The 23,260-nt window shown below is 57.2% G+C and carries 21 protein-coding genes and 1 tRNA gene; 16 read left to right on the plus strand and 6 right to left on the minus strand.

Going from position 1 to position 23,260, the window contains the following annotated elements; all coding sequences use genetic code 11:
- The first annotated feature begins 238 nt into the window (after positions 1-238).
- From JXQ78_RS02270 to JXQ78_RS02285, 4 genes are all read left to right on the plus strand, one after another.
- Positions 239-1,549, plus strand: coding sequence for an ABC transporter substrate-binding protein (locus JXQ78_RS02270; RefSeq protein WP_330631857.1), 1,311 nt, complete (start codon positions 239-241; stop codon positions 1,547-1,549).
- Between the two features lie 39 nt (positions 1,550-1,588).
- Complete coding sequence (locus tag JXQ78_RS02275) at positions 1,589-2,539, plus strand: carbohydrate ABC transporter permease (protein ID WP_330631858.1); 951 nt, start codon at positions 1,589-1,591, stop codon at positions 2,537-2,539.
- Positions 2,540-2,542: 3 nt separating this feature from the next.
- Entirely contained in the window at positions 2,543-3,466 is a 924-nt protein-coding gene (locus JXQ78_RS02280; RefSeq protein ID WP_330631859.1) for a carbohydrate ABC transporter permease, read from the plus strand.
- A gap of 70 nt (positions 3,467-3,536) precedes the next feature.
- Positions 3,537-4,685 carry an ABC transporter ATP-binding protein gene (locus JXQ78_RS02285; protein WP_330631860.1) on the plus strand — a complete coding sequence of 383 codons (1,149 nt, stop codon included), beginning with the start codon at positions 3,537-3,539 and terminating at the stop codon, positions 4,683-4,685.
- Between the two features lie 2 nt (positions 4,686-4,687).
- Here JXQ78_RS02285 and JXQ78_RS02290 read toward each other — a convergent pair whose 3' ends face one another.
- Positions 4,688-5,461 (minus strand): SDR family NAD(P)-dependent oxidoreductase, encoded by a 774-nt coding sequence (locus JXQ78_RS02290; protein ID WP_330631861.1) that lies wholly within the window; start codon positions 5,459-5,461, stop codon positions 4,688-4,690.
- 94 nt (positions 5,462-5,555) lie between these two features.
- Between JXQ78_RS02290 and JXQ78_RS02295 the strand changes: the two genes are divergently transcribed.
- The 4 genes from JXQ78_RS02295 (at position 5,556) to JXQ78_RS02310 (ending at position 9,639) form a co-directional block, all read left to right on the plus strand.
- Entirely contained in the window at positions 5,556-6,599 is a 1,044-nt protein-coding gene (locus JXQ78_RS02295) for a zinc-dependent alcohol dehydrogenase (protein ID WP_330631862.1), read from the plus strand.
- A gap of 71 nt (positions 6,600-6,670) precedes the next feature.
- Positions 6,671-7,738, plus strand: a complete 1,068-nt coding sequence (gene gfo6, locus JXQ78_RS02300; protein WP_330631863.1) for a D-xylose 1-dehydrogenase Gfo6 — start codon at positions 6,671-6,673, stop codon at positions 7,736-7,738.
- A gap of 222 nt (positions 7,739-7,960) precedes the next feature.
- Positions 7,961-8,824: an SDR family oxidoreductase gene (locus tag JXQ78_RS02305; protein ID WP_330631864.1), complete on the plus strand. Its 864-nt coding sequence runs from the start codon at positions 7,961-7,963 to the stop codon at positions 8,822-8,824.
- A 77-nt stretch (positions 8,825-8,901) separates the two neighbouring features.
- Positions 8,902-9,639, plus strand: a complete 738-nt coding sequence (locus JXQ78_RS02310) for a superoxide dismutase (protein WP_330631865.1) — start codon at positions 8,902-8,904, stop codon at positions 9,637-9,639.
- A gap of 4 nt (positions 9,640-9,643) precedes the next feature.
- Here the strand turns inward: JXQ78_RS02310 and JXQ78_RS02315 are convergent, their stop codons facing one another.
- On the minus strand, positions 9,644-11,203 hold the full coding sequence (locus JXQ78_RS02315) for a TrkH family potassium uptake protein (protein WP_330631866.1): 1,560 nt from the start codon (positions 11,201-11,203) through the stop codon (positions 9,644-9,646).
- Positions 11,200-12,534, minus strand: a complete 1,335-nt coding sequence (gene trkA / locus JXQ78_RS02320) for a Trk system potassium transporter TrkA (RefSeq protein ID WP_330631867.1) — start codon at positions 12,532-12,534, stop codon at positions 11,200-11,202. Before trkA ends, JXQ78_RS02315 begins: the two co-directional genes overlap by 4 nt.
- A gap of 156 nt (positions 12,535-12,690) precedes the next feature.
- Between trkA and JXQ78_RS02325 the strand changes: the two genes are divergently transcribed.
- The 4 genes from JXQ78_RS02325 to JXQ78_RS02340 all read left to right on the plus strand — a co-directional run bounded on the left by JXQ78_RS02325 (position 12,691) and on the right by JXQ78_RS02340 (position 14,616).
- Positions 12,691-13,245, plus strand: a complete 555-nt coding sequence (locus JXQ78_RS02325; protein WP_330631868.1) for an NUDIX hydrolase — start codon at positions 12,691-12,693, stop codon at positions 13,243-13,245.
- A gap of 57 nt (positions 13,246-13,302) precedes the next feature.
- Positions 13,303-14,076: an HAD-IIA family hydrolase gene (locus tag JXQ78_RS02330; RefSeq protein ID WP_330631869.1), complete on the plus strand. Its 774-nt coding sequence runs from the start codon at positions 13,303-13,305 to the stop codon at positions 14,074-14,076.
- A gap of 44 nt (positions 14,077-14,120) precedes the next feature.
- Positions 14,121-14,297: a hypothetical protein gene (locus JXQ78_RS02335; protein WP_330631870.1), complete on the plus strand. Its 177-nt coding sequence runs from the start codon at positions 14,121-14,123 to the stop codon at positions 14,295-14,297.
- Positions 14,298-14,364: 67 nt separating this feature from the next.
- Positions 14,365-14,616, plus strand: a complete 252-nt coding sequence (locus tag JXQ78_RS02340; protein ID WP_330631871.1) for an MTH865 family protein — start codon at positions 14,365-14,367, stop codon at positions 14,614-14,616.
- Between the two features lie 17 nt (positions 14,617-14,633).
- Here JXQ78_RS02340 and JXQ78_RS02345 read toward each other — a convergent pair whose 3' ends face one another.
- The 3 genes from JXQ78_RS02345 to JXQ78_RS02355 form a co-directional block, all read right to left on the minus strand.
- On the minus strand, positions 14,634-17,024 hold the full coding sequence (locus JXQ78_RS02345) for an amino acid permease (RefSeq protein ID WP_330631872.1): 2,391 nt from the start codon (positions 17,022-17,024) through the stop codon (positions 14,634-14,636).
- Between the two features lie 71 nt (positions 17,025-17,095).
- Positions 17,096-17,203 (minus strand) — tRNA-Glu (locus JXQ78_RS02350).
- Positions 17,204-17,291: 88 nt separating this feature from the next.
- Positions 17,292-17,426 (minus strand): DUF7128 family protein, encoded by a 135-nt coding sequence (locus JXQ78_RS02355; RefSeq protein WP_330631873.1) that lies wholly within the window; start codon positions 17,424-17,426, stop codon positions 17,292-17,294.
- A gap of 108 nt (positions 17,427-17,534) precedes the next feature.
- Between JXQ78_RS02355 and JXQ78_RS02360 the strand changes: the two genes are divergently transcribed.
- From JXQ78_RS02360 to JXQ78_RS02375, 4 genes are all read left to right on the plus strand, one after another.
- On the plus strand, positions 17,535-19,652 hold the full coding sequence (locus tag JXQ78_RS02360) for an AAA family ATPase (RefSeq protein ID WP_330631874.1): 2,118 nt from the start codon (positions 17,535-17,537) through the stop codon (positions 19,650-19,652).
- Between the two features lie 43 nt (positions 19,653-19,695).
- Positions 19,696-20,706: an aldo/keto reductase gene (locus JXQ78_RS02365; RefSeq protein ID WP_330631875.1), complete on the plus strand. Its 1,011-nt coding sequence runs from the start codon at positions 19,696-19,698 to the stop codon at positions 20,704-20,706.
- Positions 20,707-20,771: 65 nt separating this feature from the next.
- Positions 20,772-21,965 carry an amino acid deaminase/aldolase gene (locus tag JXQ78_RS02370; protein ID WP_330631876.1) on the plus strand — a complete coding sequence of 398 codons (1,194 nt, stop codon included), beginning with the start codon at positions 20,772-20,774 and terminating at the stop codon, positions 21,963-21,965.
- Positions 21,962-23,236: a D-arabinono-1,4-lactone oxidase gene (locus tag JXQ78_RS02375; RefSeq protein WP_330631877.1), complete on the plus strand. Its 1,275-nt coding sequence runs from the start codon at positions 21,962-21,964 to the stop codon at positions 23,234-23,236. The genes JXQ78_RS02370 and JXQ78_RS02375 overlap by 4 nt, the downstream gene beginning before the upstream one ends.
- Positions 23,237-23,260: the final 24 nt, after the last annotated feature.

Below are 23,260 nucleotides of genomic sequence, written 5' to 3' on the forward strand. Positions count from 1 at the left end.
TACTCTAGTACTGGAGAACGAAGACGTATGTGAAGCTATCAGCTCCATTATTAACTCTCCTTTGTATCGACGTATAATTCTCTTCGTTGAATCATATATCGAACCGATACGTGCTGTCTGTGGGAGATTTACGTCAGTAGGGTGTCCCCTCCGTGTAGGTCAACCATGAAAATCTGTTAGGGAAATATTTAATAGTGAAAAACAGTCAGTGAGTCTTAGGCACAATCCTGGACCAACAATGTCAGATCATCATCCACAAATCGACGACGATCGACGAAATTATTTGAAAGCGCTTGGGGCATTCGGGGTCGCAGGCATCACCGGTGTCGCTGGCTGCCTCGACGATGGGGGCCAGAGCAGCACTGAATCGGGTGATGGAAAGACCCTGGAGGTAGTGCACGGCTGGACGGGCGATGATGGTGAATCCGCCGTTGCCGCACTCGAATCGGCCTATGAGGAGAAACACTCGGACGTTTCGAAGAAGTTCAGCGCCGTGGGTGCAAGCGCCAACGTCGAACTGAACAGTCGTGTCACTCAGCGCATTCGTAACGACAACGCAATGAGTGTGTTCGCCAACTGGCCAGGGGCAAATCTCCAGCGGTACAAAGGCTATCTGATGGATGTTGAGAGCGTGTGGGATGATGCAGGCCTGAAGGACACGATCCACGAGGCAACGATCGAACAGCACAAGTTTAACGGCAAGATTCCGGGCGTCCCGATCGGCTCCCACCGGATGAACAATCTGTTCGTCAACATTTCGCTCTTCGAGCAGGCTGGTGTCGACTACACATCGATCGACTCCGTTGAGAAGCTGATCAGCGCGTACGATACGATCAAATCGGAGACGGATGCGGCACCGATGGGCCAGGCGATGAAAGGCCCGTGGACTGGACTGCAGCTGTTTGCACAAATTCTCGCCAGCCAGTCGGGCGTTGAGGCCTACCAGTCGTTCATCGACGGGAGTCCAGACGGCGCTGCGATCCGGGAAGCACTTCGTGCACAGAAGACGATCCATGAGAACCACATCACTGACGACGCCTCGACGATTGGCTTTACCGACGCCAACCAGAAAGTGATCAGCGACAAGGCGGCCAGCATTCACCAGGGCAACTGGGCGTACGGCATGTACCGCAAGGACGACGGGTTCAATTTCAAAGAAGAGTGGGACTGGATTCCATTCCCTGGCACTGAAGAGATGTACTTCTTCCATCTCGACTCGTTCATTGTGCCGGAAAACACCCCAACGCCGGAGCTTGCCAAGGAGTTCCTGACGTTTGCCGGCTCGAAGGAGGCACAGCTAGCGTTCAACAAGAACAAGGGATCGGTTCCGCTCCGCACAGATATCGATGCGAACGAGCTGCCTGAATTCCTCAAGATCACGTACAACGATCTGCTTGAAGCCGAATCGTTGCCCCCAACGATCGCTCACGGGCTCGCAGTGACCCCAGAGACGGCCGGCGCGTGCAAAAAGGCGTTCAACAGCAACTTCATGGATCCGTACGATGTTGAGGCCACCGCGACGGCGCTCGAAGAGGCCGTCTCGAACTAAGTAACAAATCATAATACGATAACAATTCTCGTAATTGCTATGGGTACCAATGAAACAACAGGGCCATCTGCTACCGAGGAGGGGGTAGGCTGGCAAACGAAGTTCAGGTACGTTCTCAACAGTGACTTCGTTCGGTCAGCCCCGTTCTGGGCGGTTCCGTTCGCCATTATGGCGGTTGCCGTCTACGGTGGTATTGGCTACAACTTCGCGATTTCACTGACAGATAACAACGGCACGATTGAGCCGGCTTCGTTCTCGAACCTGGACTTCGAGATGTACGTCCAGGCGCTCAGTGATCCGAACGTCATCCAGGCTGCCACGCACAATCTGATACTGCTGGTGAGCTTCACCGCGATCTGTCTGGTGTTCGGGTTGTTCCTTGCGATCATGCTTGACCGGCAGATCAGATACAAAGAGACGGTCCAGATGATCTATCTGTTGCCGATGAGCCTCTCGTTTGTCGTCACGGCCCAGCTCTGGTTGTGGATGTACGACACGGATAGCGGAATCATCAATGAACTGCTCGGACTGCTTAGTCTGGGTCCGATCGACTTCATCGGCAATCCGGAGATTGCGCTGTGGGCGATCATTTTCGCGTTGATCTGGCAGTTCAGCGGCTACACGATGGTGGTCTATCTCGCTGGCCTCCAGTCAATTCCTTCCTCGCAGTTTGAGGCCGGAATGATTGATGGGGCAAGAACGCTCCGGATCTATCTCCGGGTGATCATCCCACAGCTCAAGGCTTCCTCAGTGAGTGCAGCCGTGGTGTTGATGGTGTTTGCACTGAAGGCGTTCACGTTCCTGTATGCGATGACCGGACGCTACTTCCCACCACAGGGCACTGACATTCTGGCGACGCTGATGGTTCGAGAAGCCTGGCAGTACAACAACTGGGCGTACAGCGCCGCGATCGCAACGCTGTTGTTGCTCATGGCGCTCGGTGTCATCGCACCGTATCTGTACTACCAGTACCGAGAGGGGAGCTTGTAACCAATGGCAGACAACGGATCAAATTTCGACATTCGATCGATTGTAGACGGGATGAACCACCGGCGGCTCGGGATTTACGTCTTCGTCACCGTGTTCATCGCGTTCTTTCTGGTGCCTCTCGAGACGGGCATCATGACCGCACTGAAATCAACCGAAGCGATCAATCGCTCGTTGCCGTTCTTGCCACCTGCGGGCGATGGCTTCACGCTAGCGAATCTGGAGTTGGCCCTCGAGCAGGTCCAGCGAGGTGTTATCAACTCCTTGCTGATGGCGCTTCCAGCGACGATCATCAACATCGTGCTGGCAAGCATGGCCGCCTACGGACTCACGCTCGTCGACTGGCGCGGCCAGATTGGCGTGCTATTGCTATTCGTTGCCGGGGTTTTCGTCCCGTACCAGGCGGTGATCGTTCCGCTTGCACGCTTTTGGACGCACATCTTCCCGATCACGGAGATCCTCTCGCCGCTCGCTCGTCTCGTGCTGGTTGAGCCCTACCATCTTGAGCTCATCCCGCTGATGATCACGCACGTGGCCTACGGCATTCCGATCATCACGGTGCTCTTCCGGTCGTATTATAAGAGCATGCCGAAATCACTGATCGAAGCCGGCAAGATCGATGGGAAATCCGTCACGCAGATCTACCGCGACATCGTGTTGCCGCTGTCGAAGCCGATGTTCGGCGTGGTGTTCATCTATCAGTTCACACAGATCTACAACGAATTCCTGTTCTCGAAGGTGTTGATCGGATCGGCGAGTGCCCAGCAGGCCACCGTGACACTGATTCTGCCACAGATCGGTGCCTCGACCTCTGGGTTGGATTATGGACTGCGGATGTCCGCGGCGTTTCTCGCCGCGTTGCCAACGTTGTTGTTGTACATCGCCTTTGCAGAACAGTTCGCGGAAGGGTTGAAAACGGGTGGCGCATGATCGGACAGCCAGTCCCACGTTCCGACGTACAGACCGACAGTTACAGCAGTAATTACAACTACGAGTACACATGGGAGCAATAACGATCGATAGTCTGACGAAACGATTCGACGACGTTGTCGCCGTCGACGACGTCTCCGTCGAAATCGAGGATGGAGAGTTTCTGGTGCTGGTTGGTCCATCCGGGTGTGGAAAAACCACGACCTTGCGGATGGTTGCCGGCCTCGAGACGCCATCAGAGGGTGCAATCCGGTTCGACGGCGAGCTCGTCAACTACACGGTTCCACAGGACCGCGATGTTGCGATGGTGTTCCAGGATTACGCGCTCTATCCGCACATGACGGTGCGTGGTAATCTGAAGTTCGGTCTCGAAGAAGAGCCCGACTACACGGACGCAGAACGCGATGAACGTGTCGAGGAGGTCGCAGAGCTGCTTGACATCGGCAACCTGCTCGAACGCAAGCCTGGTGAGCTCTCCGGTGGCCAACAACAGCGCGTTGCGCTGGGCCGTGCGATCGTCCGGGATCCAGAAGTGTTTCTCATGGACGAGCCGCTATCGAATCTCGACGCAAAGCTTCGCGCCCAGATGCGCACGGAACTCCAGCAGCTCCAGGACCAGCTCGACGTGACGACCGTTTATGTCACCCACGACCAGACCGAGGCGATGACGATGTCCGATCGCATGGTCGTAATGAACGACGGCGAACTCCAGCAGGTGGGTGCGCCACTTGAGCTATACCACGAGCCAACAAACCGATTCGTCGCGGAGTTTATCGGTGAGCCCTCGATGAACTTCGTCGACGGCCAGCGCGGTGGTGATGGCTTCGAATCCGAAACGCTCGACTATCCGTTCGATTCGACGATCGAGTCCTCAGTGGCCTCGCTCGGTGACGGTGACCGGCTGACACTTGGCATTCGTCCGGAAGATATCGAACTGTACGACGATGCAGCCGACGTAGACGTCTCCCACACAGAAGCGATGACTGTGACTGTCGTCGAGCCAATGGGTAACGAAAACGTTGTCCATCTTACGTACGACGACTCCGAAACACGTGGCGACGATCTGATCGCTATCAGCGATGGGTTGCGAACGATCGAGACGGGTGCCGAACTGCTGGTGAGGATTCCACCCGAGGCCATTCACCTATTCGACGGTGACACCGGCGACGCCCTTCACAATCGGCTTCTCGAAACCGACGAACAGCCGGTAACGCAGTAGTCTCAGAACGCGCTCGTCGCGAATCCGCCGTCGATCGTAAGCACTTCTCCGGTGATATATGATGCCGCGTCGCTCGACAGAAACAGTGCGCCACCGACGATCTCCTCGCGGTCAGCAACACGTCCGAGCGGCGTGCGCTCGTCGATTCGTGTTCGCTTTTCGGTCCCCTCCGCATAGGTCGCTTCGTTCTGTGGTGTGATCACGAAACCAGGGGCGATGGCGTTCACCCTGACCGATGGAGCAAGCTCTTTGGACGCGGCCCTGGTGAGCGACTCGACACCGCCTTTTGCTGCCGTGTACGCGGGGAGATCCGCCATCGAAAGCCGTGCCGTCAGCGACGAGATCGGAATGATCGTCCCGCCGTCCGCGATCTCCGGACCGAACGTCTGAATCACGCGCTGAACGCCGGTGAGTGCAACAGCAATGACGCGGTCGAATTCGGCCGTTTCGATTTCCAGAATCGACTCTCGAGCGATTGCCCCCTGCGAGACGATGACCGTGTCGATCCCACCGAGTGCGTCGGTGGTGGCCGCACAAAGCGCTTGAAGACTCTCTTCGTCGGTGACATCACAAGTGACTCGCGTCGTCGTGGCACCGAGTGATTCGAGTTCGCTCGCCGTTTGATCGACCGCCGACTCGCGGCGACTGGTGGCGACAACGTCGGCACCCTCCGTTGCAAAGCCGTACGCAATCGCCTCGCCGATACCGCTGGTGCCACCAATGACAACGACGCGGTCGTTCTCGACGCTCATGGATCTGTGTGTGTACGTCTCCATACGATGGCTGTGGGAGCATCCCAATTCATCATTTCGATTCACTAGTAAATTGTACCCACACAGTTATATTCCACGAGAAATCATATCGACGTGTATGCGCGGATTGGCGAAAGCACGCCCCAGCCACGGCAACATGGAGTTACAACAGCGGTCTCGTCCGACACCGGGTCCATCAGAGGCCCTCGTCGAAGTGGAATACGCCGGACTCTGTGGGAGCGACGGTGGAATTTTTGCGTTCGAAGAAGCGTTCGAACGAATGGAGCTCCCGACGGTCATTGGCCATGAGTACACCGGCCGAATCGTCGACACTGGTGGTGACGTCGATTCATTTGCCGTTGGGGATCGGGTGGTCGAACGACCGATCCGCGGCTGTGGCAATTGTTATCAGTGTGCGATCGGCGAGGAAAACGTCTGTCAGGACGCGGTGATTACTGGTGTCGACCACGACGGGGCCTACACGCAGTATATCGCCGTCCCAGAGCGGGCACTCCATCCAGTTCCAGAGACAATCGATCCCCAGGCAGCGGCCATCGTCGAGCCAACGAGCATCGGGGCTCGTGCGGTGATCCATCACTCGCGTGTTGGACCTGGTGATCACGTCCTCGTCGAGGGGCCTGGACCGATCGGGTTGCTCACCGCACAGATCGCTAGAGCACAGGGAGGCACGGTGACTGTTTCCGGCGTTGACTCAGACGAAGCGTATCGACTCGCGCTGGCTCGCGAGCTTGGATTCGAGACGATCAATGTCCAGTCTGCATCACTCGATGACTACGTCGAGGAGTGGACCAATGGGATTGGATTCGACGTGGTGTTCGATACGACCGGCCATCCGTCCGGACTCACGACGGGCGTCGACGCAGTTCGGAAGGGTGGACAGATCGTGCTCATCGGACAGACAGGGACGACGGAGATGCCGTACTCGCCGCTCGTCCGCGCCGAAATCGACCTCCAGTGCTCGTATGCGTCCATGTACGAGGATTTCGAACGGGCCGTGGTGCTGTTGCAGTCCGGCGTGGTCGATCACGAGACGATGATCGACGATCAGTACTCATTATTGGACGCAACACCGGCCTTCGAGTCGTTTTTGGCGGGTGAGACGTGTAAACCGGTGTTCGATGTGACTGAACTCCACGATTGATATCTTCCCGTCAGTGCAAACGCTGGCGATATCGAACGGGTTTTTACACGTCCTCGAAGTATCACACCACGATGCAAGGATGGATCGACGGTGTTCTGGATCGGAATTGGGAGTCTGATGTCGATGGAACGGTACGGTTTGCCCTCATTGGACTGGGCTGGTGGACGACGGACGTTGCGCTCCCGGCAATAGCCAACAGCGACAACTGCGAAACAACAGCGCTGATCAGTAGCTCAACCGAGAAGGCAGCCTCGTTCGCAGATACGAGTGGGATCGAGACCGCGATGAGCTACGAGGAGTTCCACGAGGGAACCGACAGCGACAGATACGACGCCATCTACATCGGGACGCCAAACGCGACACACCTCGAATTTGCCAGCACGGCCGCCGAACTCGGAAAATCAGTGCTCTGTGAAAAGCCGATGGAAAGCACCGTCGAACGCGCCGAGCGTATGGTCGAACGGTGTGAATCGACTGCGACACCGCTAATGATTGGCTATCGGATGCAGACCGATCCGCTGGTACAACGCGCGCGCGAAATGATCGCCAATGGCGTTATTGGCGATCCGGTTTCTGCACACGGACAGAATAGCCAGCCACTTTTGGAGATGATTCCCAATCCGGACCAATGGCGGCTCAATCCCGAATTAACCGGCTACGGCACGTCCGTCATGGATCTCGGCATCTACTCGATCAACACCACGCGCTTTTTGCTCGATACCGATCCTGTCGCTGTACAGGCACAGATGCACTCGAGCCACGAGGCGTTCGAAGGGCTGGCCGACGAACGATCTGCTTCAATCATTCAGTTTGGTGATTGCCAGCTCGTGAGCACGAGTTCACAGCACGCACAGGAAGACACTCGACTCACGATCACCGGTACGGAGGGACAACTAGAGCTCAGACCAGCGTTCCACGGTGACTGTCGCCTCCGCGTTTCGCGGGGAGACACCACTATTACCGCCGAAACCGATGCAGTCGATGCTGAATACGAAACGACCGAGCTCTTCGATTATTTCGCAGACCGCGTGCTTGCGGAGCGATCGGTTGGTCCTGATGGCCGCCACGGACTGACCGACATGCGCACCATCGAAGCAATTCATCAGTCGGCTGCAACTAATGAGCGCATCGAACTCTAGGATTGTTCAACAATAGATACGAGTAATAATATTCAATTTCCTTCAACGCTGCTGTCAAACTCCGCAAAAAGCGAAATATATGCGGAAATTTACCACATTTCAAATGCAATTGTGCATTGTCAAATAGTTTTCTATGGACCTACACAGTGATTGATCCGGACGTTGGGGGGCCACCCCCGATACGGTTTTGGTGACGGGCACATCCCCTTTGAACGTCGATATATGACGACGTCCAACACGAAACTCGACGAACCGGTTCTCACCAGGGACGACCTGATACTACTCGACGATACACGGTTTTCGACGGAGACAGTCGCGCTCGTGACGGGGGGCGCATCAGGTATCGGTGAGGCGACGGCAGTAGCACTCGCAGCAAACGGTATGACGGTTGTCGCCGGCGACATCGACACTGACGGCCTCGAATCGACGGTCTCACTGGCCGAATCGCTCGACTGTGACGGTGAGATCATCCCCGTCACGGCTAATCTCACTGTTGACAACGAGATTGACACGCTCATCGATCGAGCCGACGCGGCGGGGACGCTCCGATTTGTCGCCAACATCGCCGGGATGCAACACATCTCACCCCTGTCATCGTTCCCGATGGATCGATACGATTCGTTGCTCGACGTGATGGTACGCGCGCCGTTTATGCTGTCAAAACGAGCTCTCGAACTGATACGCTCGACCGACGACGGGGTGGGAGCGATCGGAAACATGTCCTCCGTACATGGCCATTACGCAACGCGCGATAAAGCCGCGTACATCACTGCAAAGCACGGAATCCGTGGGTTGACGCGAGCAATTGCGGCCGAGGGTGCGGGAACGGTTCGGGGATATTCCGTCAGTGTCGGCTACGTGTTGACGCCACTGATGGTCGACCAGATCGAAGCGACTGCCGACGAACGGGGAATTTCTACACAGGACGTGATCGAAGACGTGATGCTTGGACAGGCACGAACGAAATCGCTCATGACGCCCGCCGAAGTGGCAAATCTCTTCGTCTTTGGATTCTCCGAGCATGCGTCGCATCTCAACGGTGGCGATCTTCTGTTCGATGGCGGCTATACCACAACGTACGACTGATATGTCTGCATTCTAAATTTTTTATTGTCCGAACGGTGCCTTTTTAGTATGGGAGAATCGAGAGTGGAACTGCGACGATGACGAACGAACACCGCCCGTCCACAGAGTTTGCATCGACCCGTCGAACCGTGCTGCAACTGCTCGGAGCGTCGGCCGGACTCTCTGCGTTTGGCGTTGAATCGACCGGCGGAACACCCTCAAGTTCAGGTGTATCAACCTACTCTCTCCCCGAACTCCCATACGAGTACGATGCACTCGAGCCCGCCATCGACGAACGGATTATGCGCTTACACCACGACGTCCACCACCAGGGCTACGTGGACGGCGTCAACGACGCCTGTCAGACGCTTGCCTCCCTTCGTCGATCGGGTACGTACGATACTATCAAATCCGTTAAACGAGATTTATCATTTAATTTATCAGGACATATTCTCCACACGTTGTTCTGGAAGCAGTTCACACCAGGTGGAACCGCAGGGCCATCTGGATCGTTCAAGCAGGCGCTCAAACGTGATTTTGGGAGTGTCGAATCGTTTCGATCGGAGTTCAGTGCGGCTGCTGAATCTGTGGAGGGCTCAGGCTGGGCCATGCTCGTGTACGATCGACTCGGCGAGCAACTATTCGTCACCCAGACGGAATCGCACAACGATCTGGCGGTCCAGGGTGGGACGCCACTGCTGGTGATCGATATGTGGGAGCATGCGTACTATCTCCAGTATACGACCGACCGGAGCGACTATGTGAGTGCATTCTGGACGATCATCGACTGGGACGCCGTTGCAAACCGCTTTCGTGTGGCTTCGAGCGAAGCCTGACCGATCAGGTGCGCCAGTATGCCGGTGTGAGCAACACCAGCACTGGCAGAATCTCGAGTCGGCCAATCCACATTAGAAACACCATGAACAGCTTCGACGTTACCGGAAACGAGAGGTAGTTGTTCATGGGCCCGACTGCACCGAATCCTGGACCCACATTACCGAGCGTGGCGGCAACTGCGCTCATGGCTTCGAAGGCGCTAATGTAGTGACCGACGCGCCATGCATCTGCGACGACGACCACAACGGCGATGAAAAAGAAGACGATATACAGCAGTGTGAACGCATAGATTCCCCGAATTGCCCGCTCATCGAGCGGTTTTCCACCGAGCCGGACCGGTGAAACGGCCTCGGGGTGAACGGTGGTGAACAGCTCGCGTTTGAGGGATTTGAGAATGACTACCCAGCGTGCGATTTTGATCGCTCCACCGGTCGAGCCGGCCGATCCTCCGATAAACATCGCGAACAACAGGAGATACTTCGTCGGTGCAGTCCAGGCGTTGAAATCCATGTTCGCATAGCCAGTCGTCGTAATGATCGAGACGACCTGGAATGTGGCGTGGCGCAATGAATCCTCGATCTGTCCGTTAATTGGGTCCACTCCAGGGGGCACCGCGGACGCACCCAGCCCTACGAAGAGATGGCCGGCAACCAGCGCGATGAGCACACCGATAATACCGACGTACGCACGGAACTCGGTGTCTTCGATCAATCGCCGTGGCTCGCCGTTGATGACGTGCCAAAACAGGGCAAAGTTAGTTCCTGCGGCAACCATAAACGGAATGATTACCCACTGAACCGCCGCAGAAAACGCCTGGATCGACTGGGACTCCGGAGAGAACCCACCGGTGGGCATCGTTGTCAGCGGGTGGGCAACTGCATTATACAGATGCATGTTTGGTGCCATCCCAACGAGATGGAGACCGTAGAGCAACAGCATCTCGAGAACGGTAAAGCCGATGTAGGCGATCCAGAGTACCCGTGCCGTCTCTGCAATCCGAGGGGTAAGCTTTTGAATGCCGGGGCCCGGCGCTTCTGCGTCCATGAGCTGTGCACCACCCACAGAGAGTTCTGGGAGAATCGCAACTGCAAGCACGATGATTCCCATTCCACCGAGCCATTGCGTGAGTTGTCGCCACAGCATAATCGCATGCGAGTGGTGGCGGAGATCGATTGCCCCCATCACAGTCGCCCCCGTCGTGGTAAAGCCACTCATCGATTCGAATAGCGCGTTCTCTGGTCTGGCCAGCGTCGATTCTGTCCCAAGTAGGCCAGCAATCAGATACGGAAGCATTCCGATGGTTGCAACGGCAAGCCACGTGAGCGCCACCATCAAAAATCCTTCGCGGGCACCGAGATCCGGATCCGGATCAAGGCGTTCTAATAAAACCCCGACGGTAACCGCAATCACCATCGATGCAAGAAACGTCAGCACGTCAGCGCCGTAGTAGAGTCCAACGACCAGCGGGATCAGAAACGCAACTGAAAGATACTTGAGAACGGTACCGACCAGCCCAACGCTGGCACGCCAGTCAACTCGCAATTGTGATCGATGCCAGTTCATACGGCCTCAGCAACAGCAGCAACGTCAGACGTTTCTGCGAACAACACGACGTGGTCGCCAACCCGAATCATCGTATCACCACGTGGTGTCACGAACGATCCGTCCCTGGTGACTGCTCCGATCACCACTTTCCCTGGAAGATCACCAGTGGACTCACGAATCGGTCGATCGGTCAGGACGCTGTCGGCGTCGACCTCGATTTCGAGCACCTCCGCGGAGCCATGTTCGATGAGTGAAACGTTCTCCGTATCGTTGCCGTGGGTAAAGCGGATGATCTCCTCCGCTGTGGCGTCTCGTGGATTGACAGCCGCGCCAACGCCGACAGCCTCGAACAGGTCGGTGAACTCGGCGGCCTCAACCAGTGCAATCGTCCGATCGACGCCGATCCGATCTGCGAGCAGCGTTGCCAGCAGGTTCTTCTCATCAGATTCGAGCGCAGAGATAACAACATCCGCTTCGTCAACGTGTTCGCGGTTGAGAAACTCACGATCCATCGCGTCGCTTTCCATCACGGTTGTGGCGGTGAGCTCTTCGGCGAGTTCGCGGGCTCGGTCGTGGTCGTGTTCGATGAGTCGTGGATGGCGGCCGCGTTCCTGGAGCAGCTTTGCCGTCTGGACACCGGCCTGACTGCCGCCAATGATAACGATGTCTTCCTGATGAGAGCTCTGTTCAGGTGTCAGCCCGCCAGCAAGCGCATGCGTACTTTCGGGACTGCCAATGACGACGAGATCGTCTCCCTCCTCGATAACGGTCCGTCCTGTTGGAACGGAGATCGACTCATCTCGAAACAGGGCAGCAAACGTCAGCTCATCGAACGTGTCGGCGCTGGCCACCGTCTGTCCGGCAAGCGGGCTCCCTTCTGGAACGCAAAATTCGGCCATCATCACCTGACCGCCGGCGAACACATCAACGTCGTGTGCGGCCGGCAAGCCAATGATCCGAACGATCGTTTCTGCCGCCAGGAGATTCGTACAGACCATAAAATCTACGCCGAACGAGCCACCCGTCTCCGTCCAGGTCTGGTGATACGTCTCCTTTTTTACGCGTGCAACAGTGAACACGTCGCTGATTGCCCGAGCAGTCGAACATGACACAATATTCGTCTCATCATCGTCCGTACACGCGATAAATAGATCCGCCCCAGCAATGTTGGCCTCCCGTAGCGTCGAGAGCGACGTTCCGTCGCCTTCGATCGGGAGCACATCGATAGAGTATGTGAGTGAATCTACACGATCGCCGTCGGCGTCAATAACGATGACATCGTGGGTTGGCGCAAGGCTGGCGGCGATCGAGGAGCCGACCTGTCCTGCGCCAATAATTATCACTCGCATACAGCTGTACCACCAATCATACGTGGACAAACCGGTGGGAGGACAAGTGGATTGCTATTCGGAAAGCCGCGGATCGACGTATCAACTGGGTATGAGATCCGGTGAAGTTTATTTGCATGCCAGAGCAATACTGCAGACGAAAACGCAGTAATTCCAATGGTGATCAACGACCTCTGGTATCTGGCCGAACGCGCCACAACGTGTGCAGAGTCTGCGTATCACACGTTGAAAGCTACCTATGAGCCACCGCTCGAACTGAGCCACCGCAAACACGTCAGTCGGCGGCGGTTTCGGACGCTCGCCCGCCGGATTACAGAAACAGGGGCACCGTACGGCTCACAGACGATCGTCTACCGAACGACGGGTGAGATGCTGTTGGTTCGCCACGATGCCGTCGAACTCTGGGTGCTCCCCGGTGGGGAACTCGATCCGAACGAAACGTTCGTTGATGCGGCCAAACGAGAGCTCAAAGAGGAGGCCGGAATCGAAGGCACCTACGACGGGCTGGCGATGCTGACGCGAATTGAGGTTGTCCACGAGCAGTACTCCACCTGGGGAGTGCTGCCGATCTTTCTGGCAACGGCACAGTCCAACAGTCTCTCGGTAACCGATCCCGATGAAGAGATCAGCGAGGCCCGGTGGTTTGCGACCCTTCCCGATGACACGCGAGATCGTGCAGATCTGCTACGGTGGCGTGCACACGCGCTGTAGTCGATTCGCTGGGCACTGTGCCGACATTCATACTGTCCTGGCTCAATTCGACTCCGTATGGAGTACGACGGTGCCATCGTTGATCTCGACGGAACAATCTATCGCGAGTACACCCCGATTCCCGGCAGTAAAACCGCCATTCAGTCGCTCAGGGAACGGGGAATGTCGGTCATATTTCTGACGAACAATCCACAGCGATCGCCCGACGCCATTGCCCACCGACTCGAATCGATGGGAATCCCGTGCGAACCTGGGGCCGTCATTACTGCTGGGGCGGTCACAACACAGTATCTCGCGAGCCATCACCCAAACGATCCAATTTTTCTCATCGGGAGCGATGGACTGGCCGACCAGTTCGATCGGGCTGGGCTCACGCTGACGGACGAGCCAACAGAGGCGAATATCGTCGTCACCTCACACGACCGATCGTTCGACTTCGACGATCTGACGGCCGGGCTCAGGGCACTCCAGACCGCAGAGCTGTTCGTTGGTACCGACCCCGACCGAGTCTACCCCGGTCCACACGGCAAGCCAGTCCCCGGTTCGGGGGCGATCACGGGTGCCGTCGGTGGAACAGCAGATCGAACGCCAGATATTGTCTTTGGCAAGCCATCGCTCGAAACCGTCGAGTACGTCGTCGAACGGCTTGATCCCCGAGACGGTGACTGGCTCGTTGTCGGAGATAGTCTCAAGACCGACATCGCGTTCGGAAAGCGAGCAGGAATGGACACCGCGCTCGTGCGGTCGGGACTCACCGATGAATCCGACAGTCTGTCACCAACACCGGAGTTCGTCGTGAAAACTATTGGCGAGATACTCTCTATTCTATAACATTTGAATAAAAATTTATAAGGCAATGATTCTAATGCTAATTCATGATACGGAGTGACACCCCGTACATCTACGATCGGTTCGATGACACAGAACTCAGTAATGAATCGGCCCAGCCGTTCGAACCTGACGTTACCGGTCACGAGACCGTGATAACTGACGGGGTGGCGATGAGCTATCGGTCATACCAGCGTCGCAAGGAGGGAGCTCAGCGAAAATAAACTCCACGACGGTGATCAGCGGTTCCGTACCCTTTTTTGTGGTGCTGATTCCACTCTAGGGTGTATCATGGTAGACAAGGCAGAACTCCGTGAGCAGTTGGTTGAAGCGTTCGAAGGTGCTGACTATCCGATCAACAGTCCGATGGATCTCGTTCCAGCATTGCCGAACGGTCCATCAACTACGTTCGAATCCGGTGATTTCTCCATGACGGCCATGGAGCTCAATACGAAGCTCGGTGGCGGCGACTTTCCCTACGAGACGGTCGAAGCGTTCGTCGACGACGTTATCGAGCAACTCGAATCCAACGACGAGATCTAAGCCGGGCGCTGTCGGACTCACTCATGGCCCAACAGCCAGTGGTTGAGTCTCGAAACGAGCGGATCGTGTTTTTTCACAAGAATAACCGAATGCTTCGCTCTTTTTCCAACTGCCTCAGGAACGTCACCGAATAAGAGTCGCCGTAAAAATCCGCCGCGGGCTGCGCCGATTACCGTGATATCGTACGCATCAGACCGTTCGACGATCTCGTCTGTGACCACCTTGCTTTCCGAAAGAATTGTCTGAGTGGGGACGCCATCAAGTCGCTGTTCGGCATCGTCGAACCACGCTTCGATCGTTGCAGTGTCGTGGCCTTCGTCTCCGGTGACGTGTAAGATGTCCACCGAAGCGTCGTTGGCTCTGGCGATAGAACCGGCGATATCGGCCGCTAGTCGGCCATGCGCTCCGCCGGCCGTTGGAAGCAACAGCGAATCGATCGGCATCTCGTGTCCGATCCGTTTGACGAGCACGTCAGAGTTCGCTTTGCGGACGACTGGATCGACCGTACTGCCGAAGATGAACTCTCGTCGCCGGGTTGAGCCGCGCCAGCCAAGCACTGTGCAGTCGACATCATGTTGCTCAATCGTGTTGAGGATTGCTTTCCCAGCACCGTGTCCGATTCGGATGGTTCCGCAGATGGGAATCGACGGGGCACGGTCGGCGGCCACGTCGAAGGCTGCGTCAATGACGGCTCGATGGGCATCGACAAACTCCTGACCGTGTTCGAGTGGCGTCTGCTGAGGAACCGTTACCACCGAAAGGACTTCAATTTCGGCGTTTTGATCACGAGCGAGATCGAGTGCAATCGAGAGCATCGGTTCGACGGACGTAGGATCGGCCACTGGTACGAGAATTCGGCGATCCCGTCCAGCACCCGGGATGGTTTCTGTCGCCACTGTTGGCGTCTCGGCCTCTCGTTGTTTTTCGATCTGCTCCGTTGAGTAGCCAAGATACACGCCAGCACCGAGAATCATCCAGATTGCTGTCGTCACAATAGCAATAAAGCCATGTGAATTCGGACCAACGCCGACTTCGAGACCCAGCGCAGAGAGCATAAACGGCGCGAGTAGAAACTGGAGAACGATCCCGATCAGGGGTGGCCATGGCATATACGGGATCGTATACGTCCGAGGGAGATCTGGATGTGTTCGGCGCATTTTTACCACCGTCCAGTTGACCTGGATGAACAGCAAAATGAACATGAGATCAGCCGCCGCTGCAACGGCTTCGATCGGGAGAACGATCGCCATCACCACGATCAACAGCGCTGATAAGCCGATCGCGACCGAGGGCGTTCGACGCTCCTCGTGAACGGTCTGTAGCACAGACGGGAGCGTGCCATCGCGACCCATCGCGAACGACACCCGAGAGGAGGAGTAGATCGTCGCATTCAACGCGCTCACGGTGGCTGCAAGCCCGGCGATCAACAACAACGGCCCACCGTAGGGCATGAACTGACCGGCCGCCTCGATAATTCCGAGCTCGCCGAGCTGTCCGAGCACGTTCCAGGTGGGCGTCGTCAGTGACGCGCCCTCTACTCCGGCAATTACTTCCGGTGTGACAGTAATGCCACCAATCGAGACGAAGGCAACCAGCACATAGATCGGGACGACGAGCACGAGCGAGTAAAAAATTGCCTTTGGGACGTTCGTGCCCGGATCAACGACCTCTTCGCCGGACTGGACGATGATCTCATATCCCTCGAAGGCGATGTAGGTAAACCCCATCGCCCCGATAATGCCGACGACGCCATTCGGCGCAAATCGTGGGTGAGCAAGAAACTTCGCGGGCCAGTCCGGCGTGGCGATGGTGGCTGCGATCCCAAAACAGACGAACACCCCGAGAATGAGGAGTTTCATGCTGGTGACGATCACTCCTGCGCGTCCGGTGTGTTTTGCTCCGCCGTAGTTGATATAGGCAAACAGCGCGATCATCACGACTGCGAGCAGTTTCTCGGCCATCGCCCGAGATAGTACGCCGAACAGGACGAACGACGTGGCGAGATCGAACGTCTGTGCCACAAACTCCGTCAGAAACACGCCAAACGTCACGGCGTACAACGAACACGCGACCGCATGCGCAAACCAGCTCATCCAACCGGCGTAGAATCCGTTTGGCTCCACCAACGATTCGTTCACCCAGAGATATCCCCCACCCGCCTCGGGAAATGCGGCACCGAGTTCGGCGTAGGATGCGGCCGTAAACGCCGCAACACAGCCGTTCAACACGAACGAGATCAGCAAGGCAGGTCCTGCCAGCCCAGCAGCAAACCCCGTCAACGCAAACACCCCAGCGCCGATCATCGCTCCAACACCGATGAACGTGATATCAAACAACCCCATATCTCTCGACAATTTCGTCGTCACGTCACCGCTGTCATCACGCTGTGACCCTACATCATCGTCCATACAGCCCCAATCGACGGGGATTGGGAAAAAACAGGCTGATGGGTATATTGACAGTCAAATGAGATAAGGAATGCTCCGGCGGGGATTTGAACCCCGGTCATTGCCTATCTCCCTGCGACGCCCGAAAGCGAACCACAGGCGAGAGGGCAATATGATTGGCCGGACTACACTACCGGAGCCCGCTGCGACCTACATTCATCTGTGAGGTCGATTCAGGTATAATCGTTGCGTTTCACGACGAGAGTGTGTGGCGAGGCCATCCCACGATCACTGGATGTAATCCGCATCGCTGGAATCACAGCGCTCTTCGTGTTGTTCGGCTTCGATCTCGTTGTCGAACATGAGACCGCAGGTCTCACACGTGTGCCACGTGGTATCGTCTCGCTCGACCTGTGTGACCATGTGTGAATATAGGTGCTCGTCGGTATAGGAGTTACGCGGCCCTTCATTTAATATAACTGATACGACAGCGGACAGTGGGCTCAAGACACCCGGTCACGTAAGGCGATTATGGACCAGCCTATTGAACTTACCGTTCAGGGTGCAAAAAAGCGGGATGCAGGACGTGGGATCGCCCGCCTCGACGGCGACACCTGCAGTCGGCTCGGTGTGTTGAGTGGTGAGACGGTGTTGCTAGATGGGCCACGACAGAGTGTAACCAAGGTGTGGCCAGGCGGAGAGTCGGGTGTGATCATGATCGATGCCGACACCCGCCACAACGCGGGAGTGACGATCGGCGATCAGCTCACCGTCCGTCCGTATGATGTGGCTGAGGGCCGTCAGATCGCCGTCGAACTGCCACGGTCTCCACGAACGGAGAACATTTCTCAGCTTGTCAAACGGGCGCTGTTGGATCGGCCGGTACAGACCGACGATCGGGTGCGGTTAGACCAGCTCGACATGCTAGTCACCGTAACGAAGACCGCTCCCGAGGGGATCGTGCGTGTCAGCGAAGGGACGTCGGTGTCTGTAAGCGTCGCTGCGGAGACGGACCGCCCTGGGTGGGGAGTAGACAGCGAACCGGTCCCATCAGAGGGCACGGCCGCTACAAGCGATCAGATCACTTACGAGGATATCGGTGGCTTGGACGAAGAGCTGGATCAGATTCGTGAGATGATCGAACTCCCGTTATCGGAGCCAGAGCTGTTTCACACACTGGGTATCGAACCGCCCAAGGGAGTGTTGCTGTATGGCCCACCCGGAACGGGAAAGACGCTCATCGCCAAGGCCGTCGCGAACGAGGTGAACGCCCATTTCTCGACGATTTCTGGGCCCGAGATCGTCTCGAAATACAAAGGCGACTCCGAAGAGCGCCTCCGAGAGACGTTTGAGACGGCGAGTCAGGAGGCTCCATCGATTATTTTCATCGACGAAATCGATTCGATTGCCGGCTCTCGCGATGATGAGGCCGACATGGAAAATCGCATCGTCACACAGCTACTCACGCTGCTCGACGGGATCGACTCCCGCGAGGAGGTGATCGTCATCGGCGCGACCAATCGAGTTGATACGATCGATCCGGCGCTTCGGCGTGGCGGACGGTTCGACCGTGAGATCGAAATCGGTGTGCCAGACGAAACTGGTCGCCGGGAGATTCTCGAGGTTCACACCCGAGGGGTGCCACTGGCCGAAGGCGTTGCGCTTGAGGACATTGCGAGTCGGACACACGGCTTTGTCGGGGCAGACATACAGACGCTCGTCACCGAGGCCGCGATGGTCGCTTTGCGTCGATATCGCCACGGCGATCGGACCGACATGGCAGTGACTCGATCGGATGTCGATACGGCGATGGCTGCCGTCGATCCCAGCGCCATGCGCGAGTACGTCGTCGAAACGCCAACCACGACGTTCGACGATGTCGGGGGCCTCGACGACGCCAAACGCACTCTCCGGGAGGGCGTCGAGTGGCCACTATCGTATCACGAACTGTTCGACGAAACGAACACCGAACCCCCCTCCGGGGTCTTGCTCTATGGTCCTCCCGGCACCGGCAAGACCCTGCTCGCCCGGTCGCTCGCCGGTGAAAGCGAGGTCAACTTCATTCACGTCGCTGGTCCCGAACTCGTCGATAAATACGTGGGCGAATCCGAGAAGGCGATTCGCGAGCTGTTTGAACGTGCCCGTCAGACCGCACCGACCATCGTCTTTTTCGATGAGATCGATGCGCTCGCCGGTCATCGTGGCGAGGGCCACGAGGCAACCGAGCGTGTGGTTTCACAGCTTTTGACCGAACTGGACGGACTCACTGAGAATCCAAATCTGATGGTGCTCGGGGCAACGAACCGCCGGGAGGCACTCGATCCGGCGCTGTTGCGTCCCGGTCGGCTCGAATCACACGTCGAGATTCCACTGCCCGATGAAGCTGCCAGACGAGCAATCCTTGGCGTCCACAGTGAAGGCAAACCGTACGGCGAGGACGTCGATCTCGACGAGCTGGCGGCGACAACGGATGGCTACTCCGGTGCCGAACTCGAGGCCCTTGTTCGACAGGCATCGATGCTCGCAATCAGAGAGTTCACGGACGACATCGATCCGGCCGATGCAATCGAACGTGCGGGTGAAATCACTATCACGGCCGGCTCGTTCGAGCAGGCACTGGCGACGATCGAGGACGACATGGACCGCTAGTTGGGGACACAAGCTATTTCGAGCCATCGGAAATAGGGGTACTATGGAGTATCGACAGCTCGGTGCGACGGGAACGACGGTATCGTCGCTCTGCTTTGGAACGTGGCGATTCGGACGAGAGACGAACGGTGTGATAGAAACCGATCGAGACGAGGCACACGAACTGCTCGATGCGTACGCCGACCGTGGTGGCAATTTCATCGATACGGCAAACGTCTATGGAACGCCCAGCGGGACGGCAGAACGCTACATTGGCGAGTGGCTCGACGAGCGCGACCGCGAACAGTACGTTCTCGCCTCGAAGGTGTATTTCCCGTTCGATGAGGGTGCTCCAAACGGGAGTGGTCTTTCGCGCACGCACATCCGCAATCAAATTGAAGGAACGCTCGATCGGCTGGGAACGGAGTATCTCGATCTGTACTACATCCACCGGTGGGACGAGTCAACGCCAATTGAGGAGACGCTGGCGACGCTTAATGGACTCATCGAAGACGGTCGCGTCAACTACATCGGTGCCTCAACGATGGCAGCCTGGCAGCTCACGAAGGCCCTCTGGAGTAGTGACGTAAACGATTACGAGCCGTTTACGGTGACACAGCCACTGGTGCATGCCGCGTACTTCGAGGATGTCCGGGAGTATCTGGACGTTTGTGCGGACCAGGAGCTCGCCGTCTGTCCGTATTCACCGCTGGCGGGGGGCTTTCTCACCGGCAAATACGAACGCGCTGATCCGGATGATCCAAGCGCCGTGCACGCCCCTGATGGTTCTCGCGGATCGTTCGACGAGCAGTTCGGTACGTACTACACGTCCGAACGCGGCTGGCACGTTCTGGATGCGATCCGCTCGGTGGCCACCGAGACCGACGCCACACCAGCACAGGTCGCGCTCCGCTGGTTGATGGACCAGGAGGCGTTTACCTGTATCCCGATTATTGGCGCCAGAACGACCGACCAGCTCGAAGAGAATCTGGGGGCGGTAGAGCTGTCACTCTCCGACGAGCAGCGATCGCGGATCTATGAAGCCCGGTTCGACGCAGATGGAAATCTCTACTGACTGAGGCTTAAAACACCGCTCATCACCTGTCTCATACTTTTCCGTTGTGTTTGCCACGTTCCACCATGACGAATGGAACGTACGATCGGTACCGATCGGCCATCGAGGGCGAGCAGATGCCGCTGGCGTACGTCGATCGGGCGGCACTGGACGCAAATATCCGCACGACACAGCGCCGAGCAGGCGAGCTTCCGATTCGGGTTGCATCGAAGTCGATTCGCTGTCGAAACATCCTCGCGTACGTTCTCGAACACGACGGATTCGAGGGGATCATGTGTTACACCGGCACCGAGGCGGCGTATCTGGCCGAGCACGGATTCGACAATCTTCTCGTTGCCTATCCCGTGGTGGATCGAACCGAGCTCTCGACCGTGTGTGCGGCGGTTGCTGACGGGACCACGATCACACTGATGGTCGATTCGCCCGCTCACGTCGAGTGCATCGCCGACTGCGTTCCTGAAGACTCACCGACCGTCCCGCTCTGTCTCGATATCGATATGTCGACGTCTCATTTTGGCATCCACTTTGGCGTGCGACGATCGCCGATCACCACACCTGATCAGGCACGCACGCTTGCCACAACGATAGCGAACACGGCTGGCGTCGAGCTTCGTGGCGTGATGGGCTATGAGGGACAGATTGCTGGCATCCCCGACGACGATCCTTCGAATACGGCCATGATGGACTGGGTGATCAGGCGGTTGAAATCCAGATCGATTGACCGGCTACACGCCCGTCGACAGGCAGTGATCAAGGCGCTTGCGGAAGCCGGTCACGAGCTCGCATTCGTCAACGGCGGGGGGACCGGTAGTCTGGAGTCGACCACTGACGATGAATCCGTAACGGAGGTGACGGTCGGTTCGGGCATCTTTGCGCCGGCGCTGTTCGATGGCTACCGGGCGTTCGATTATGAGCCGGCAGCAGGCTTTGCGATCGAGGTTGTGCGGACACCAACCGATGGCATGGTTACGTGTCGCGGTGGTGGATATATCGCCAGCGGAACGCCCGGCGTCGACAAAACGCCCACGCCACACCTTCCAGCAGAGACGTCGCTGCGAGACGCAGAAGGTGCGGGAGAGGTCCAGACGCCCGTCAAGTATGACCGAGCACATGAGCTGTCGCTTGGCGATCCTGTCGTCTTTCGCCACGCGAAAGCCGGTGAACTCTGTGCGCAGTTCGAGACACTCCGTGTGATCGAGGGCGATACGATCGTCGATCGCCATTCGACCTATCGGGGGGATGGGCGGTGTTTCCTGTGAGCTGGACGAACTGGTCGGAAGAGCACCACTGCTCGCCGGATCGGATGCTTGAACCCGACTCGGAAGATGAACTGCAAACGATCGTCGATCGATACGCTGGCGAGCGGACGATACGCGTGGCAGGGTCTGGCCACTCGTTCTCTCCGGTGGTGCCAACCGAGGACATACTCGTTTCGCTTGCGAACTACACTGGCATCACCACAGTGAATCCTGCCAGAGAACAGGTGACGGTTCGCGCTGGAACACCGCTCAGTGAGCTCACAACCGCGCTCGATGATTACGGGCTCGCACTCAAGAACATGGGCGATGTGGACGCCCAGACGATCGCCGGCGCGCTCGCCACTGGCACGCACGGAACGGGGATCGAGCTGGGGATCATGCCGACACAGATCGCTTCCGTTCGGCTCATCAGGGCAGATGGGGAGATTCAAACAATCGACCCAGATGATGGAGAGCAGTTCCGGGCTGTACAGCTTTCGCTCGGCACGCTCGGAATCGTCAGCGAGATCACGCTGAACGTTCGATCTGCGTATCGACTGCGAGAGAACAGCTGGATCGAGTCGCTGGATTCCGTGCTCAATCGACTCGAAACGCTGCGTGCAAACAATCGCCACGTCGAATTTTTCTGGTTTCCCCACACGGATCATACACTCATCAAGACGCTGAATCCAACGTCGGCCGCTCCAACGCGTGGCGTCCCCTACCAACTCGACGAACGGGCAGAAAACCTGGCCTGGAGTGCAATCTGTCGGCTGTCAGCACGGATACCACAGATGAGTCCTCGACTGGCACGATTTGCGGCCGGAACGCTCGATGGAACCAGCACCGTCGGTCCGAGTCACGATGTATTCCCGACCATGCGTGCCGTTCGATTCAACGAGATGGAGTATGCAGTGCCGGCCGATGCGGGCGGGTCTGCGATTCGAGCACTCAGAGCAGAGCTTCGTGAATCCGAGTGGCCGATCGTGTTTCCGATCGAATTCAGATACACACGAGGCGACGACATTCTCCTCAGTCCAGCGTATGACCGAGACGTTGCGTTCATCGCGGTCCACGCCTATCACCGAAAGCCATATCGTGCGTACTTTGACGCCTGTGAGTCGATCTTTGCTGAGCACGACGGGCGTCCACACTGGGGGAAAATGAACGGCCGTTCCCCCACAGATCTTCGCGATCGCTTCCCGGAATTCGAGACGTTTGCGTCGATCAGAGAATCGTTCGATCCAGCGGGGACATTCTTGAACCCCGAGCTGGAACCTCTGTTTCAGTAAGAACAACGCTTGTCTCATCCATAC

The sequence above is a fragment of the Halocatena halophila genome, assembly GCA_027563145.1.
In the GTDB taxonomy this organism is placed as follows: Archaea; Halobacteriota; Halobacteria; order Halobacteriales; family Haloarculaceae; genus Halocatena; species Halocatena halophila.

What these genes read in the sequence shown, in the direction of transcription:
- trkA (WP_330631867.1), bottom strand. Translation starts at nt 12,534, where the DNA reads ATGCGAGTGATAATTATTGGCGCAGGACAGGTCGGCTCCTCGATCGCC.
- JXQ78_RS02325 (WP_330631868.1), top strand. Translation starts at nt 12,691, where the DNA reads ATGGTGATCAACGACCTCTGGTATCTGGCCGAACGCGCCACAACGTGT.
- gfo6 (WP_330631863.1), top strand. Translation starts at nt 6,671, where the DNA reads ATGCAAGGATGGATCGACGGTGTTCTGGATCGGAATTGGGAGTCTGAT.
- JXQ78_RS02345 (WP_330631872.1), bottom strand. Translation starts at nt 17,024, where the DNA reads ATGGACGATGATGTAGGGTCACAGCGTGATGACAGCGGTGACGTGACG.
- JXQ78_RS02310 (WP_330631865.1), top strand. Translation starts at nt 8,902, where the DNA reads ATGACGAACGAACACCGCCCGTCCACAGAGTTTGCATCGACCCGTCGA.
- JXQ78_RS02330 (WP_330631869.1), top strand. Translation starts at nt 13,303, where the DNA reads ATGGAGTACGACGGTGCCATCGTTGATCTCGACGGAACAATCTATCGC.
- JXQ78_RS02355 (WP_330631873.1), bottom strand. Translation starts at nt 17,426, where the DNA reads ATGGTCACACAGGTCGAGCGAGACGATACCACGTGGCACACGTGTGAG.
- JXQ78_RS02365 (WP_330631875.1), top strand. Translation starts at nt 19,696, where the DNA reads ATGGAGTATCGACAGCTCGGTGCGACGGGAACGACGGTATCGTCGCTC.
- JXQ78_RS02360 (WP_330631874.1), top strand. Translation starts at nt 17,535, where the DNA reads ATGGACCAGCCTATTGAACTTACCGTTCAGGGTGCAAAAAAGCGGGAT.
- JXQ78_RS02275 (WP_330631858.1), top strand. Translation starts at nt 1,589, where the DNA reads ATGGGTACCAATGAAACAACAGGGCCATCTGCTACCGAGGAGGGGGTA.
- JXQ78_RS02290 (WP_330631861.1), bottom strand. Translation starts at nt 5,461, where the DNA reads ATGGAGACGTACACACACAGATCCATGAGCGTCGAGAACGACCGCGTC.
- JXQ78_RS02370 (WP_330631876.1), top strand. Translation starts at nt 20,772, where the DNA reads ATGACGAATGGAACGTACGATCGGTACCGATCGGCCATCGAGGGCGAG.
- JXQ78_RS02335 (WP_330631870.1), top strand. Translation starts at nt 14,121, where the DNA reads ATGATACGGAGTGACACCCCGTACATCTACGATCGGTTCGATGACACA.
- JXQ78_RS02315 (WP_330631866.1), bottom strand. Translation starts at nt 11,203, where the DNA reads ATGAACTGGCATCGATCACAATTGCGAGTTGACTGGCGTGCCAGCGTT.
- JXQ78_RS02270 (WP_330631857.1), top strand. Translation starts at nt 239, where the DNA reads ATGTCAGATCATCATCCACAAATCGACGACGATCGACGAAATTATTTG.
- JXQ78_RS02280 (WP_330631859.1), top strand. Translation starts at nt 2,543, where the DNA reads ATGGCAGACAACGGATCAAATTTCGACATTCGATCGATTGTAGACGGG.
- JXQ78_RS02285 (WP_330631860.1), top strand. Translation starts at nt 3,537, where the DNA reads ATGGGAGCAATAACGATCGATAGTCTGACGAAACGATTCGACGACGTT.
- JXQ78_RS02295 (WP_330631862.1), top strand. Translation starts at nt 5,556, where the DNA reads ATGCGCGGATTGGCGAAAGCACGCCCCAGCCACGGCAACATGGAGTTA.
- JXQ78_RS02340 (WP_330631871.1), top strand. Translation starts at nt 14,365, where the DNA reads ATGGTAGACAAGGCAGAACTCCGTGAGCAGTTGGTTGAAGCGTTCGAA.
- JXQ78_RS02305 (WP_330631864.1), top strand. Translation starts at nt 7,961, where the DNA reads ATGACGACGTCCAACACGAAACTCGACGAACCGGTTCTCACCAGGGAC.